The following is a 14,865-nucleotide window of genomic DNA, read 5'->3' as shown; positions in this document are numbered from 1 at the left end:
AGCGTATTCGATGAAGTTGCCTGGCCCGAGCCGTGCCCCTGCATAGAAAACACTGTGAAAAACGAACGTAGTGAGATTGAACAGATGTTGCACTTGTGCCCTATGGGTAAAAGCGTCCACCGAAAGCGGATCACAATATCAACAACGGACTTTAATAAAGCTTATTATTTAAATAATGACAGAAGTCTGTTCCTTTTAGACATCAGTTTTGATACGATGATAAGTAAGAGGAAAGCGTAGTGAAGAGAGTGAGTAGATGTCAGAATCAGTATATAAAGTTAAGATTGATTCATTCGAAGGTCCATTAGACTTATTATTACACTTAATAAATCAGTATGAAATTGATATTTACGATGTCCCTTTAAAAGAGATAGCAGATCAATATTTAAATTATATCCATACTATGCAGGATTTACATCTCGACATTGCTAGCGAATATCTTGTTATGGCAGCAACTTTACTTGAAATCAAAAGTCAAATGTTACTCCCTAAACAAGAAATTGATGTTGAAGATGAGTATGAAGAAGACCCTCAAGAAGAATTAATCCAACGATTAGTGGAGTATAAGAAATATAAAGAAGCCGCTAATATCTTACAAGAGAAAGAACAAGAGTCAAACCAAATATTCACTCGTCCACCGATGGATATGACACCTTATCAGTCGGAATATGTTGTTAAACGGAGTGATGTATTATCAGTTACTGATTTAACTGAAGCATTCCAAAAAGTGTTACGACGTAAGAAACTATTAGCACCTATGGAAACAACTATTCAAAGACAGGAAGTATCAATCGAAGATCGTATGGAAGATGTCATACATACGCTTCAACGATTAAAAGGGCGATCATCTTTTTATGATTTGTTTTCCTATCAAGAAAAATTTGAAGTCGTCACCACATTTTTAGCATTATTAGAGCTCATGAAAACGTATACGATTATGTGTTATCAATCGGATAACTTTTCAGACATCACAGTTGCACTAATGGAGGAAGAACATGGAATTGACTGAATTTAAAGGCGTTTTGGAAGGCTTGTTATTTGCTTCAGGTGATGAGGGACTCGAGATGAATCAAATCAAACAAGTCCTTTCAGTAAATGATGAAACAGCGCAACTTTTATTAGAAGAATTGAAATACGACTATGAACATAGTCAAAGGGGATTGTCGCTTTTAGAGAGAAAAGGTGTTTATTATTTAACAACTAAGTCAGAGCATGCGTTATATTTTGAGAAGATGCAAGAGTCGACTTCTCAATCAAAATTATCACAAGCGGCATTAGAAACACTTTCTATTATCGCTTATCAACAACCAATAACCAGGGTAGAAATAGAAGATATTCGCGGTGTTAAAAGTGATGGTCCCATCCAAACGCTCGTATCTCGATTTTTAATTGAAGAATGTGGTCGTAAAGATACAAGTGGGCGTCCAATTTTGTTTCAGACCACTAAAGAATTTCTTACATTCTTTGGTTTGACTTCACTGGAAGAATTACCACCATTACCTAATGAAGATGTGGATCACGCTTTAGAAGAAGCTGATTTATTCTTTACTGAAATTGAGAACCATTAATTTAAAACTTGGTCAATTAGGGAGGTCAACCAGTGCCAATGAGCACACAATTATTCTCACAGGCTGAGCAAATTTATAAACAATTACAAGAGATTGAACAGAAATTAACTTGCTTTTTAAATGAGAAGAGTGTTACTTCAATCGTTGAACAAGATAAATCATTGAATGACGAATATATTGGAGCAGTGATTAAACAGTTTCGTTTCTTAGAAGTTTATTGCATGGAGGGAAAAAACGCTTTAAAACGTTTGATCCGCTCCGAACCCTTAGATACTAATATGCTTGAAAAGATCCTTAAAGGTATTTATCACAAGTGTGTTAATCAGTTTTTCTCACCAAAAGATGATTTATGGTATGAAGACAGTCGAGCTTCTTATTGTGACAAACGATCAATAGAATTTCAAGCTGACCCAGGTGATGATTTGCTTGATTTGACGCAACAAATTGAACCTACTTTTCAAGATTTACGGGAACAATTAGATTACTTAGAAGCTGTTTAACGATTCGATTTCCTTCTGCCAATCCATCAAAGGATTGGCAGAAGGTTTTTTTATATATTGGCTCTGTTAAAGTCCGTTGTTGATATTGTGATCCGCTTTCGGCGGACGCTTTTACCCATAGGGCACAAGTGCAACATCTGTTCAATCTCACTACGTTCGATTTTCACAGTGTTTTCTATGCAGGGGCACGGCTCGAGCCAGGCAACTTCATCGAATAAGCTGCTTTGTTACTTGCACCGAGGAAGCCTACTTCGAAGCTTTGCTAGAAGACGCAGGTGCATCCCTCGGCCTAAAAGCATGGACTGCGGGGGTCTCGAGGCACGCGCTGTTCCCACTGGAGTCGCCGCCTTCGCTCCTCACAATTCAACAACTCAGTGGTACACCAGTTGAAAATCAACACTAAATTTTAACAGAGCATATATATTTAACATTATTTCTCTCATGATTTTCATATCTCAAATGACCCAAACATAGAATGCTTTAGGAAAGGACAAGGTTTAGGGATAGGGGATGAATGATGAAACTGATACGTATATTCATAGTGATGATGATCTTATTTTATGTTTCACCACATTCTGTACAAGCAGAACCCAGTTTATCGGCTCATCATGCAGTCGTTATTGATATGGAAACAGGAGAAGTTTTGTTTAATAAAGATGCCAACTCTGAAGAATCCATAGCGAGTATTACCAAAATCATGACGGCTATTGTAGCTATTGAGCATGGAGATCTAAATCAGTCTGTTGAAATATCACAACAAGCGGCAAATACAGTTGGTTCTTCGATTTATACAAAACCAGGAGATCACTATCCATTACGAGATTTAATTTATGGATTAATGCTTCGTTCAGGAAATGATGCTGCAGTAGCGATTGCAGAACATATTGCTGGTAGTGAGGGTGGATTTGCCTACTTAATGAATGAAAAAGCTGATTGGCTAGGTATGACGCAAAGTCAATTTCAAAACCCGCATGGCTTAGATGAAGAAGGACATTATTCAAGCGCTTTAGACATGGCTAAGTTAACACGGTACGCTATGAATTCAGAGCCAGTATTTAGAGAGATCTTCGGTTCTAAAACATATCAATCTGAAGAAGAAGATTATCCTTGGCATAATAAAAATAAATTATTGATGACGTATGATGATGTTTGTACGGGGGGTAAAACAGGCTATACAAGCACAGCTGGACGGACGTTGGTAACAACTGCTAAACAAGATCATCACGAACTTGTTGTTGTAACGATTGATGCTAAGCGTGACTGGCAAGACCATAAAGAACTTTATGAATATGGGTTTGAACAATTAGAAGATCAACCAGAAATACCGATTACCTTTACTGAGCAAGAACAAAAACCATTATCATCATTTCGTACAATGATTTCGGATGCTTTTCAACATTTACAAGGTGGGCCAACATGGTAAATATTATCTGGGTTGGTTTAGCTGTAATCGGTATTATCTATGCTTTTTTTAATGGGACCATTGAAGAAGTCAATGAAGTTATTTTCAAAAGTGCAGAAGAGGCAGTAGCGTTAACTATTAGCTTAATCAGTGTCTTAGTGTTTTGGTTGGGGATTATGAGAATTGCTGAAAATTCGGGACTATTAAATTCATTAGCCCAGTTATTCAAACCGTTATTCACACGATTGTTTCCTGACATCCCTGCTGATCATCCAGCAATGGGTTATATATTATCTAATGTATCTGCAAACCTTTTTGGTTTAGGTAATGCAGCGACGCCACTTGGGATTAAAGCGATGCACGAAATGAAAGGATTAAATGGTGATAGTGAAGTAGCTTCAAGGTCTATGATAACTTTTCTCGCCATAAACACCTCGAGTGTAACACTAGTCCCAACTACAATGATTGCTATTCGAATGCGATATGATTCAATTAGTCCGACTGATATTGTGATTTCTACGATATTAGCGACACTCGTTTCTTCTATTGGTGCTATTTTGATAGATCGCTTTTTTTACTATCGAAGAAAGAGGAGACAAGCTGTATGATTGTACAGATAAGTAACTGGATTATTCCGCTTCTTTTACTTACGGTATTTCTTCATGGAACTTATAAACGGGTGCCAACTTATGAAACGTTTGTTGAAGGAGGCAAGGAGGGTGTAAAGATGGCGATCTCTTTGCTTCCTTTTTTATTAGGGATGATCGTTTCTATAAGTATATTCCGGGCCTCAGGTGCATTAGATGCATTTGTCAATGTTATAGAACCGTTATTAGCTATATTCAATGTACCACCTGAAATCGTTCCGCAAGCACTAACAAGACCGATTTCTGGCACAGCTTCATTAAGTATTGCGACAGATTTAATTCGTTCAGAAGGGCCAGATTCATTTATAGGCAGGCTAGCTTCAACCATGCAAGGGAGTACTGATACAACGCTTTATGTGTTAACAGTCTATTTTGGTGCCATAGGTATTAAGAAAATGGGTGATGCACTTAAAGTTGGACTGTTAGCGGATTTAATTGGTATAATAGCATCGTTAATCGTATGTTATCTATTGTTTGGATCATAATGAGAGTAGCTAAGCGTTAACCGTAGTGTTAGCGCTTTTCTTATGCCATAATATAATTAATGAAGAAATAAAGAGGTGTCAATATGAGTGAAAATAAAGAACGATTGCAAAAAGTTATTGCCAATAGTGGTGTCACATCTAGAAGAAAAGCAGAGGACATGATTGTGTCTGGACGAGTCAAAGTAAATAATAAAGTAGTGACAGAACTAGGTACAAAAGTCGCCAAGCAAGATAGTGTAGCAGTCGATGAGATCGTAATTGAGAAAGAACAACCAGTATATTATATAATCAATAAACCACGTCAAACATTGTCTTCTGTTCAAGACGATAAAGGTCGCCAAGTTGTTACTGATCTTCTTTCACCGTACATTGAACAAAGAGTTTATCCCGTTGGACGTTTAGATTACGATACGACAGGTGTGTTACTGCTTACTAATGATGGTGATTTGACGAATAAGTTAATTCACCCTAAGTATGAAGTCGACAAAGTTTACGTTACTAAAGTAAAAGGAATTTTTGATAAAAAAGATTTAACACAGCTAAAAAAGGGAGTAGAACATGAAGGTGAACGATTAAAAGCTGTGAAAGCACGAATTATCGAAATTGATAAACGTAAAAACATTTCAAAAGTTGAACTTGTTCTTCACCAAGGCAAGAACCGTCAAGTGAAACGAATGTTTGAAAGCTTAGGTTATTCAGTTGAGAAATTAAGACGCGAACAATTTGGAACATTAACATTAGGTAATTTGCAACCTGGTGATTATCGAGAGTTAACACCACATGAAGTCAAACAATTGGCAGATTTGACGAAGCAAAATGTTAAATAATGTTCAAACATCACAAAATGCTGATAAAATCACTCGTGATACAATGTTAATGTGGGAGGGTTATCGGTGAATAAGAAGAAAAAACGTCTAATATTTAGAAGTGTTGTCTTAACACTTTTGGTTGGAACATTAGTCTTCGTTTTAATCGTTAATGCGAATTCTGAAAGACCTGATTTAGAAGAAGGGGTGGAAGCTCCCAATTTTAAATTAGATCGCTTAGATAAATCTGGAGAAACAATCGAACTTAAAGAGTTACGTGGACAAGGTGTTATGGTAAACTTTTGGGCGACTTATTGCGAACCATGCAAGAAAGAAATGCCTTATATGGACCAACTCTATCAAGATTATAAAGATCAAGGAATTGAAATTGTCGCTGTCAGTGTAGACCGAAATGAATCAGTCATTAATAACTTTTATAATAGCCTAGATTTATCCTTTCCAAGTACAATTGACCGACAAGAAACTGTGATGGATGTTTACGAGGTGACGAATTTGCCCGCTTCTTTCTTTATTAATCCAGATGGAACCATCGAACGCATTGTCCGTGGTCCTGTGACATTAGAAAGTTTAGAAGGTTATTTTCAAGAAATATTACCCGAGAAGTCGTAAAGTGTGAGGGATCGTAATGGCTAACGAAACAATACGATGTGAATGTGGACATGAAAATAAAGAAGGAACTGTGCTGTGTGAAGCGTGTGGTAAACCCATTTCAGAAAATCAGCATATCGACGGTAATGATCAACAAAATGTTCTAGAAATGCGTTACGAAGGCGGTGCTCGCCGTTCTCAAACCTATAAAAGAACCGTTGTCGATAAGGTGTGGGGCTTCTTCTCTTCAGTTAAAGTTGGTGTATGGTTAATCGTCATTACACTTGTTTTTTCTGCACTGGGTACCATATACCCACAAGAGCAGTTTAAGAATTCACCTTTACCATCGTCTGCTTTCTATGAAGAAGAATACGGTTTGACTGGTAAAATATTTTATCAACTTGGTTTTCATAATATGTATGATTCTTGGTGGTACATAACTTTAGTTGCGCTAATTGGCGTTTCAATTATTATTTCAAGTATTGACCGTTATGTTCCTTTACGTAGAGCTTTAAAGAATCAAAAGACTAAGAAGAATGAAATATTTGTTAAACGTCAACGAGTCGTCAGTTTTGATAATGAACTTTCTGAAAACGATTTGAACACGGTAAAAACTAACCTAAAGAAACAACGGTATAAAGTACATGAAGAAGATGGTCATATATTCGCTGAAAAAAATCGCTTTTCCAGATGGGGCCCATACGTTAATCACATTGGTTTGATTATTATTTTAATAGCTTCGATTTTTAGAATGTTTGAAGTCATGCACATTGATGATTACGTATGGGTGCGTGAAGGTGAGGTTCAAGCAATTCCAGGAACGGGTCAAGAATATTATGTCGAGAACAATAAATTTATTTATGAAGTTTATGATGCGGATACTGAAGAACGATTTACGAGGGCACTAGAAGATGTAGAGAATCCAGTGCCGAAGAACTTCCAAACGAATGCCACGATTTATCGGGCAACCAATGACCCAATATTAGGGGAAAAACCAGAATTAGAAAAGGTAACCGAAGGAGAAATTAGGTTAAATCAACCTGTTATTTTTGATGGCTATTCTCTTTATCAATCAGGTACACAAGTAGAGTCAGAGTATAATTCTATTTCTATGGAGTTACAGCTGAATAATCAATCACTGGGAGCCTTCACATTTGATACCGATGAAGCACCATCTGAATTTAAGTTAGAGGAAAGCGATACAACGATTACAATTGACAATTGGTATCCTGAATTAGAGTTTACAGATGAAGGACCATCGTCATTTTCGAAGTACCCACGTAATCCAGGGATTATATTCACAGTCAGTAGTCCTGAGCTAGAAGAAGACGAGCGTTTCTTTTATTTACAAGAAAAAGTGATACCTTTAGCAGATAATAACCAAGCAAATGTTAATGTCTCAGAGGTTGATCGTCGTTCAGCTTCTGGTTTAACGGTGAAAAAAGATAATACATTACCTCTCTTTGGACTAGGGGCAGGTATTTTCATGATTGGTGTATCTCAAGGTTTATATTGGTATCATAGACGTATATGGATACATCCAAAAGATGGGGTTTATCATATTGGTGTTCATACGAATAAAAACTGGTATGGTATGAACCAAGAACTTGATAAAATCACAAAAGGAACGAATGTCAATTCATTTGTTGATCAACAAGAAATGAAGTGATGACATTGTTTGCTTAGGAGGCATTTCATGGATTTATATGAATTAAGTAGTTTGTTCTTGAATATTACATTCTTCTTATATTTAATTGCGACAGCATTTTTTGGATTAACTTTAGGGAAAAATCGTGAATCCAATAAAAAATCAAAAGCTACAAGAATTGCTATGACGTTTACGATTATTGGCTTTGCATCCCAAATGACATCGTACATTTTCCGTTGGCTTCAAGCAGGTCATATTCCAGTCAGTAATATATTTGAGTATATTTACTTCTTTAGTATGATGCTTATCTTAGCCTTTGTGGTGATCTATTTCATCTATGGCATTCCTGCATTGGGCTTAATCGCATTACCAATAGCTATAGTAATTATTGGTTACGGAAGTATGTTTCCACAGGAAATATCGCCATTAGTGCCGTCACTACAATCAAATTGGCTTTATGTTCACGTGACGACGGTTGCCTTAGCTCAAGCAATATTGTCTATAAGCTTCATAGCTGGCTTGTTATTCTTAATCAAACGAGTCGATCAATCTCAATCTAGTAAAGAAACGACATTCTTAGAACTGATTTTATTTGGTGTTGTTTCTACAATTGCATATATTGTTTTATCTAGTAGTTTCGGTGCTATGGATTATGAAGCAACATTTACTAAAGAATTAGAAGAGCAAACGGTTGATGTGACTTATTCCATGCCAGCTTTGTTCCAGCCTCATGATTCAGAGTTAGTTACAGAAGGTGTTTTTAACTCTGGTATCGAAACACCTGGTTGGATGCAAGGTGCAGACGCTGGTTTGAAATTAAATACGTTATTTTTATCATTAGCTTTTGGCGGTGTACTGTATGGATTATTACGGTTAATCTTAAAGGGACGTCGAATTTCTGCTTTATTAAATGAAAAATTCGATAAAATTAACCCAGATGTTGTTGATGATATCATGTACCGAGCGATTGCTATTGGTTTCCCATTATTTACACTTGGTGGATTAATCTTTGCTTCTATATGGGCACAACAAGCTTGGGGCCGCTTCTGGGGTTGGGACCCGAAAGAAGTATGGGCTCTCGTGACTTGGTTATTCTACGCTGTATTTTTACATTTGCGTTTAACACGTGGTTGGCATGGAAAGAAATCCGCATGGCTTGCAGTCGTTGGATTTGCAATTATTATGTTTAATTTAATTGTGATCAACTTAGTCATTGCTGGATTACACTCTTATGCTTAATCGTCCAATAAAAGGAGATGTTGTATATGTCAGAAGAAGCAAATATTTTAGTGGTCGATGATGAAGAGCGGATTCGACGCTTATTAAAATTATATCTAGATCGGGAAGGTTATCAGATCGATGAAGCTGCGAATGGTGATGAGGCACTAGATAAAGCGTTAGCTGCCGATTATGATTTAATTCTTCTTGATTTGATGTTGCCTGGAAAAGACGGGGTGGATGTTTGTGCTCAATTGCGAGAACAAAAAGCTACACCTGTCATTATGTTAACAGCAAAAGGTGAAGAATCTAACCGAGTCCAAGGGTTTGAAGTGGGTGCAGATGATTATATTGTTAAACCATTCAGTCCGCGTGAAGTCGTTTTACGGGTCAAAGCTCTATTACGACGTGCTTCTGCGACAAAGTATTTAGAAACAAAACCCGATACGCAGAATGTTTTAGTATTCCCACACTTAACGATCGATAAAGACGCTCATCGTGTGCTCGCAGATGATATTGAAGTCAGTTTAACACCGAAAGAATATGAACTATTATATTATTTAGCAAAAGCACCAGATAAAGTATTCGACCGTGAAGAATTGTTGAAAGAAGTTTGGGAGTATGAATTCTTTGGTGATTTAAGAACTGTGGATACTCACGTTAAACGATTGCGCGAGAAATTAAACAAAGTCTCTGAGGCTGCAGGTAGTATGATTGTGACTGTTTGGGGTGTCGGTTATAAGTTTGAGGTAACAGACGCATAATGTTTTGGAAAAGTGTTGTTTTCAAATTATGGTCTACCATTATTCTTCTTGTTGCATTCGTTTTAATGATTTTGACTGTATTATTGCTTGAGTTTTTCGAGAACTTTTATATCGACGATGCTGAACAAAATTTAGTTAATCAAGCTGAAAGTGTTCAATCATTGGTGGAGAGTCATCAACAAGAAGATGTTAGTATAGAAACGGTTAACCAATTAATGGACCCTTCAACACGTGCTACTATTTTCTTTGATGAGCATGATTATTGGCAAAATGAACCTACACAGGGCCAAAACTTTGAACTCGAGCCAAGTTGGTTTATCGCTAACTCTGATATTAACCCATCATTATCAGAAGATGAACAGATTAGAGAGATTACAACATTACCCAATTCTGATGAAGAAATCATGGTTGTTGGCATCCCAACAGAGGATGAACAGGGTGCAATATATGTTTATCAATCTTTAAATGTAGTTGAAGAAACAACAGATCAAACGACAGATATTATTTTGTTAGCAGCAACAATTGCAATCGTATTAACAACGATTTTTGCTTTCTTCTTATCAACACGGATTACAGCACCTTTGATTCGTATGCGTAAAGCGGCATCGGAATTAGCCAAAGGAGAGTTTCATACCAAGGTTCCCGTGCTAACCTATGATGAAATCGGTGAATTAGCTAATTCATTTAACTTAATGCGTAGACAATTAAATTATCATATCAATGCTCTTAATCAAGAAAAATCTCAGTTATCAAGTATTTTGAAATCGATGGCTGATGGTGTGATTACAGTTAATAAACAATTTGATGTCTTAATTATTAACCCACCAGCAGAACAATTTCTTGAACAACTTAAATACGAACATGATTTAGCAGAAGAACCATTACCAGAAATGTTAACCACATATTTTAATGATGTCTTAGTGCATGAACAAGAGCAATCTGTCGAACTAACTGTACAAGGGCGGTCGTATGTATTAGTCATGACGCCGCTTTATGATAATGCTGTAATCGTCGGAATTGTTGCGATCATTCGTGATATGACAGATGAGCGGCAATTAGATAAGTTACGTAAAGACTTCTTAGCCAATGTCTCTCATGAACTACGTACACCAATTTCGATGATGCAAGGTTACTCAGAAGCAATTGTTGATGATGTAGCCGAATCGAAAGAGGAAAAACAAGAGTTAGCTCAGATTATTTATGATGAATCATTGCGGATGAATCGCTTAGTTAATGAATTGCTTGATCTTGCACGAATGGAAGCAGGTCATATCCAATTGAATCCTGAAGAAGTAGATGTGGCAACTTTTGTTCAGCGTGTTATGAACAAATTTACGACGTTAGCTCAAAATCAAAAAATCGACTTCAATTCTCATTTTGATTTAGATCAAACAACTGTCATGCTCGATCCAGACAGAATTGAACAAGTCTTAACAAATTTAATTGATAATGCATTTAGACATACAGAAGAGCAAGGAATGATTCATGTTTCTGTTTGGAAAAGTGACAATGAGTTATATTTTGAAGTTGCAGATAATGGAAAAGGAATTGCTGAGGAAGATTTACCGTTTGTCTTTGAACGTTTTTATAAAAGTGACAAAGCAAGAACTCGTCATCAATCGAAAAAAGGAACAGGTCTTGGGTTATCCATTGCCAAGCACATTGTAGAAACACATGGTGGAACGATTGTTGCACGAAGTAAATATGAAGAAGGCACGGCATTTACATTTACTTTACCTTTAACATTGGATGAATAAAGATTAAAAATGAACCGCCAAATTATTGGCGGTTCATTTTTAATGATTTAATTATTTTGATAGCGCTCTAGGCACTCATCAATTAATTTACTTGCTGCATCAGCATCTTCATATTCCCCGATTTGTGTTTCTTTACCTTGAAGGTCTTTATAAGTATCAAAGAAATGCTTGATTTCTTCAAGTTTGTGCTGAGGTAAGTCGTCTAATGTCTCTACATTTTCGAAACGAGGATCTTCTACTGGAACAGCAATAAGTTTCTGATCTTCTTCACCGTCGTCAACCATGTTTAAGAAACCAAGAACTTTAGATTCGATGACGCAACCTGGGAATGTTGGGTTAGTTACAATCACTAGAGCATCTAATGGGTCGTCGTCTAAGGCTAATGTTTCATCAATGTAACCATATTCCGCTGGATAGAACTGTGATGAAAATAACACACGATCTAATTTGAAAACACCTTTGTCTTTATCATACTCGTACTTGTTTTGACTACCTGTCGGGATTTCGACAAATACATCAATAATTTTGTTGTTTGCCACAATACTTCCTCCTTGATTTCAAATTCACTGATTATTATACCAATGTTTCACTAGTAAGAAAAGAAACTTGGAAAATAGTTTTAGTCATTCGACAAATAGTTTAAAATGGTTCATTAGATTGTTTAATTGATTCAGTTGGACATCCTTCTATAGCATCTTCAAAATCATCTACTAAATTTTCGGGTATTGGTGTCTTTCCTTTGTTTTCATCCAATTTTGAGAAGGCTATCCCTTCAAGATCATAATCAAATATGTCAGGCGCACTTGTACCACATGCACCGCAAGCTATACAGGTATCAGGATCAACTTTTGTGAATTTAGGCATATTGTTCGTTCCTCCAGCATTATGACATGCTATAATAAAAGTATCTTATTATATTCTATCTACTATATTTATCTGTTGCAAAAATTATAGTTTCCTGACTAAAAGGAGTCATCCATATGTCATTTTCAAGGTGGTTATTACCCCGTTTAAAACAAATCGAAGGTGAACGTACCCCGCGTTCTGTTCTTCATATTTTAAGAGGAAAAAAATCCGCTCAAACCTTTCAAGATAGTCGGTTGTTTCGTTTAACAGCTTTTTATCACGTACTGCCCAAATTATCTGTTGAGACATTTGATCAAGCGATTAATCAACTAAAAAAGGATGGCTTAATAGAAGAGCAAGACTCACTCGTCGTAATAACAGAAATGGGTGAACAATTTTGTCAGGATGATTGGCGATTTGAGCTGAACGGTATGGACTATGGAGCTATTACTAGACCTTTTTATATACGATTACAATTACTCATTCAATCCGTATCAAATTTAATACATAAACAAACACAATTCTTTCCGATTACAGACAATGAATCGGTGCAAGCAAGTATTAAGAAACTATTTAATGACTATGATCCATTAGCTCAAAATGGTGACGTGCTATATGACGAACTTAATCGATTGTTTCGATTATTGAATGAAAATGAAGCAAACTTAATGATGCTAACTATCTCAGGGTCTGATCAAATTGGTTTAAGTTATCAGCAATTAGCTGAAAAATGGCAAACGAATCCGATTATGATTGAATTATCCGTTCAATCAGCCTTACATCAGTGGTTAAGGTATATTAGTTCTAACCCTGACTCATTTAATCTCATTAAACAGTTAATACCAAAGCAAGAGGAAAATCGACTAACAGAATCAGCTTTAGTGACAAAACATATGTATAACAGAGGAATGTCGATTGACCAAATCGTTGAAAAGAGAGGCCTAAAACCAAGTACGATAGAAGATCATATTGTAGAGCTTGCGATGAAAGAATATCTATTTTCAATTCGTGAATTTATTTCTTTAGAAGATGAAAAGAGAATTCGTCATGTCTTGGAAGAAGACACAACAAAGCGATTAAGAAAGATTAAAGAACAGTTGGATGATCAATTGTCTTATTTTCAAATTCGTTTGGTGATAGCACGTTTAGGACAAGAAAAAGAGGCGATTTCGAATGGTTGAGCATCAATTAGAACATTATCTTAAAACGTATTTTGGTTTTGACACTTTTAAAGCAGGTCAGCAATCAATTATTGAATCGGTGTTAGCAGGCCATAACACGTTAGCTACTTTACCTACAGGTAGTGGTAAATCGATTACGTATCAACTGCCTGCTTTACTAACGACTGGAATAACGATTGTTGTCTCACCTTTATTATCATTAATGATTGACCAAGTTAAAGTACTGAAAGCAAAAGGAATCAAACGGGTGGCTACATTGACTAGTTTGCATAATAGTCATCAAAAACAAAGAATATTAAATCAATTATCAAATGTTCAATTGCTCTATTGCTCGCCTGAAATGTTGCAACAAAGTCAAGTGATCGATTATTTAAAACAACAACATGTTAATTATTTTGTCATCGATGAAGCGCATTGTTTATCGCAATGGGGGCATGAGTTTAGAACAGATTATTTAAAATTAAATGCTGTACATAATGAATTGGGCCAACCGACATTATTAGCTCTCAGTGCAACGGCAACAGATGACGTACAGCAGGATATCGTTAATCATTTTAATCTTCCTTTTGAGAAAATAATCTATCCAATTGATCGACCTAATATTACACTGTCTGTAAGTCATGTTGAAACCGTTGAGGAAAAACATCGGCAATTAACGAAACTCTTAGAAAAGAAGCGAATGCCTACTATGATTTACTTTTCCAGTCGCATGAAAAGTGAGTCTGTTTGCCATATGCTACAACAACAATTCCCTGACCGAGCAATCGCATTTTATCACGGTGGCATGGAATCAGAAGACCGATTATTAATACAACAACAGTTCATGTATGATCAATTGGATGTTATTTGTTGCACCAGTGCATTCGGGATGGGCGTTGATAAAGCAAATATAAGACTGGTTATTCATTATCACATGCCATCTGATTTAGAATCTTATATTCAGGAAATAGGGAGAGCAGGACGAGACGGTCAACCTAGTTTAGCTTTTTTATTATATCAACGTGGTGACGAAACCCTACCATTTCATTTAATTGGTCAAGAATTACCAGATGATGAAATGATCAGTGCTTTTTTACAGTCTGTGGATTTGAGTGACAAGTTGACAGAAACACAAGAGCGATTTTTAGTATTTCAAACGGAAAAGAATAGATATTTATCTAACGATTTATTTCTTACCATTAGGCAAGTGCGTGATCAAAGGTTAGCTGTAAAAAAAGACAGTATTATGGGGTTGTTGAAATGGATTCATACGGATCAATGTAGGCGTCAAGAGCTTTATAAAAAATTTCAGGAAGAGGTTAAAAACGCTGAATTTGATTGTTGTGATCAATGTGGATTTAACATTGAGAACTGGGAATTACCCGATGATGGTTCATTTTATATAGAAGTTAATTGGGAAAAACGTTTAAAGGAATTGTTTAATAAAAGGTGATG

Annotated in this window: 16 protein-coding genes; 14 read left to right on the top strand and 2 right to left on the bottom strand. The window is 36.2% G+C overall.

What is annotated here, in order from left to right; all coding sequences use genetic code 11:
- The first annotated feature begins 256 nt into the window (after nt 1-256).
- The 12 genes from FHR85_RS08460 (at nt 257) to FHR85_RS08405 (ending at nt 11,404) form a co-directional block, all read left to right on the top strand.
- The gene (locus FHR85_RS08460) at nt 257-1,009 is read left to right on the top strand and encodes a segregation/condensation protein A (RefSeq protein WP_167262446.1); all 753 of its coding nucleotides are present in this window, start codon (nt 257-259) and stop codon (nt 1,007-1,009) included.
- Nucleotides 996-1,568 carry an SMC-Scp complex subunit ScpB gene (gene scpB / locus FHR85_RS08455; RefSeq protein ID WP_167262445.1) on the top strand — a complete coding sequence of 191 codons (573 nt, stop codon included), beginning with the start codon at nt 996-998 and terminating at the stop codon, nt 1,566-1,568. The genes FHR85_RS08460 and scpB overlap by 14 nt, the downstream gene beginning before the upstream one ends.
- Nucleotides 1,569-1,606: 38 nt before the next feature.
- Nucleotides 1,607-2,068: a DUF3907 family protein gene (locus FHR85_RS08450; protein WP_243864204.1), complete on the top strand. Its 462-nt coding sequence runs from the start codon at nt 1,607-1,609 to the stop codon at nt 2,066-2,068.
- 517 nt (nt 2,069-2,585) lie between these two features.
- Entirely contained in the window at nt 2,586-3,491 is a 906-nt protein-coding gene (locus tag FHR85_RS08445) for a D-alanyl-D-alanine carboxypeptidase family protein (protein ID WP_167262443.1), read from the top strand.
- On the top strand, nt 3,485-4,078 hold the full coding sequence (locus FHR85_RS08440) for a nucleoside recognition domain-containing protein (RefSeq protein ID WP_167262442.1): 594 nt from the start codon (nt 3,485-3,487) through the stop codon (nt 4,076-4,078). Before FHR85_RS08445 ends, FHR85_RS08440 begins: the two co-directional genes overlap by 7 nt.
- Nucleotides 4,075-4,602, top strand: a complete 528-nt coding sequence (locus FHR85_RS08435) for a spore maturation protein (protein WP_167262441.1) — start codon at nt 4,075-4,077, stop codon at nt 4,600-4,602. Before FHR85_RS08440 ends, FHR85_RS08435 begins: the two co-directional genes overlap by 4 nt.
- Nucleotides 4,603-4,685: 83 nt before the next feature.
- Nucleotides 4,686-5,429, top strand: coding sequence for a pseudouridine synthase (locus FHR85_RS08430; RefSeq protein ID WP_167262440.1), 744 nt, complete (start codon nt 4,686-4,688; stop codon nt 5,427-5,429).
- A 66-nt stretch (nt 5,430-5,495) separates the two neighbouring features.
- Complete coding sequence (gene resA / locus FHR85_RS08425; protein WP_167262439.1) at nt 5,496-6,038, top strand: thiol-disulfide oxidoreductase ResA; 543 nt, start codon at nt 5,496-5,498, stop codon at nt 6,036-6,038.
- Nucleotides 6,039-6,054: 16 nt separating this feature from the next.
- Nucleotides 6,055-7,686 (top strand): cytochrome c biogenesis protein ResB, encoded by a 1,632-nt coding sequence (gene resB, locus FHR85_RS08420; protein WP_167262438.1) that lies wholly within the window; start codon nt 6,055-6,057, stop codon nt 7,684-7,686.
- 27 nt (nt 7,687-7,713) lie between these two features.
- On the top strand, nt 7,714-8,904 hold the full coding sequence (gene ccsB, locus FHR85_RS08415) for a c-type cytochrome biogenesis protein CcsB (protein WP_167262437.1): 1,191 nt from the start codon (nt 7,714-7,716) through the stop codon (nt 8,902-8,904).
- A 26-nt stretch (nt 8,905-8,930) separates the two neighbouring features.
- Nucleotides 8,931-9,647 carry a response regulator transcription factor gene (locus FHR85_RS08410; RefSeq protein WP_167262436.1) on the top strand — a complete coding sequence of 239 codons (717 nt, stop codon included), beginning with the start codon at nt 8,931-8,933 and terminating at the stop codon, nt 9,645-9,647.
- Nucleotides 9,647-11,404 (top strand): ATP-binding protein, encoded by a 1,758-nt coding sequence (locus tag FHR85_RS08405; RefSeq protein WP_208379639.1) that lies wholly within the window; start codon nt 9,647-9,649, stop codon nt 11,402-11,404. Before FHR85_RS08410 ends, FHR85_RS08405 begins: the two co-directional genes overlap by 1 nt.
- 47 nt (nt 11,405-11,451) lie before the next feature.
- Here FHR85_RS08405 and FHR85_RS08400 read toward each other — a convergent pair whose 3' ends face one another.
- Nucleotides 11,452-11,946 carry an inorganic diphosphatase gene (locus FHR85_RS08400; RefSeq protein ID WP_167262531.1) on the bottom strand — a complete coding sequence of 165 codons (495 nt, stop codon included), beginning with the start codon at nt 11,944-11,946 and terminating at the stop codon, nt 11,452-11,454.
- Nucleotides 11,947-12,043: 97 nt separating this feature from the next.
- Nucleotides 12,044-12,268 (bottom strand): ferredoxin, encoded by a 225-nt coding sequence (locus tag FHR85_RS08395; protein WP_167262435.1) that lies wholly within the window; start codon nt 12,266-12,268, stop codon nt 12,044-12,046.
- Between the two features lie 116 nt (nt 12,269-12,384).
- On the opposite strand from FHR85_RS08395, the gene FHR85_RS08390 reads away from it, so the two are divergent.
- Entirely contained in the window at nt 12,385-13,431 is a 1,047-nt protein-coding gene (locus tag FHR85_RS08390; RefSeq protein WP_167262434.1) for a YpbB family protein, read from the top strand.
- A complete protein-coding gene (locus tag FHR85_RS08385; protein ID WP_167262433.1) occupies nt 13,424-14,863 on the top strand; it encodes a RecQ family ATP-dependent DNA helicase in 1,440 nt (479 codons plus the stop codon). The genes FHR85_RS08390 and FHR85_RS08385 overlap by 8 nt, the downstream gene beginning before the upstream one ends.
- The last annotated feature ends 2 nt before the right edge of the window (nt 14,864-14,865 follow it).

Source organism: Alkalibacillus almallahensis, from assembly GCF_011761495.1.
Lineage (GTDB): Bacteria > Bacillota > Bacilli > Bacillales > Alkalibacillaceae > Alkalibacillus > Alkalibacillus almallahensis.
The sequence above is the reverse complement of the archived record's forward strand: the minus strand, read 5'-3'. Positions and strand labels throughout refer to the sequence as shown.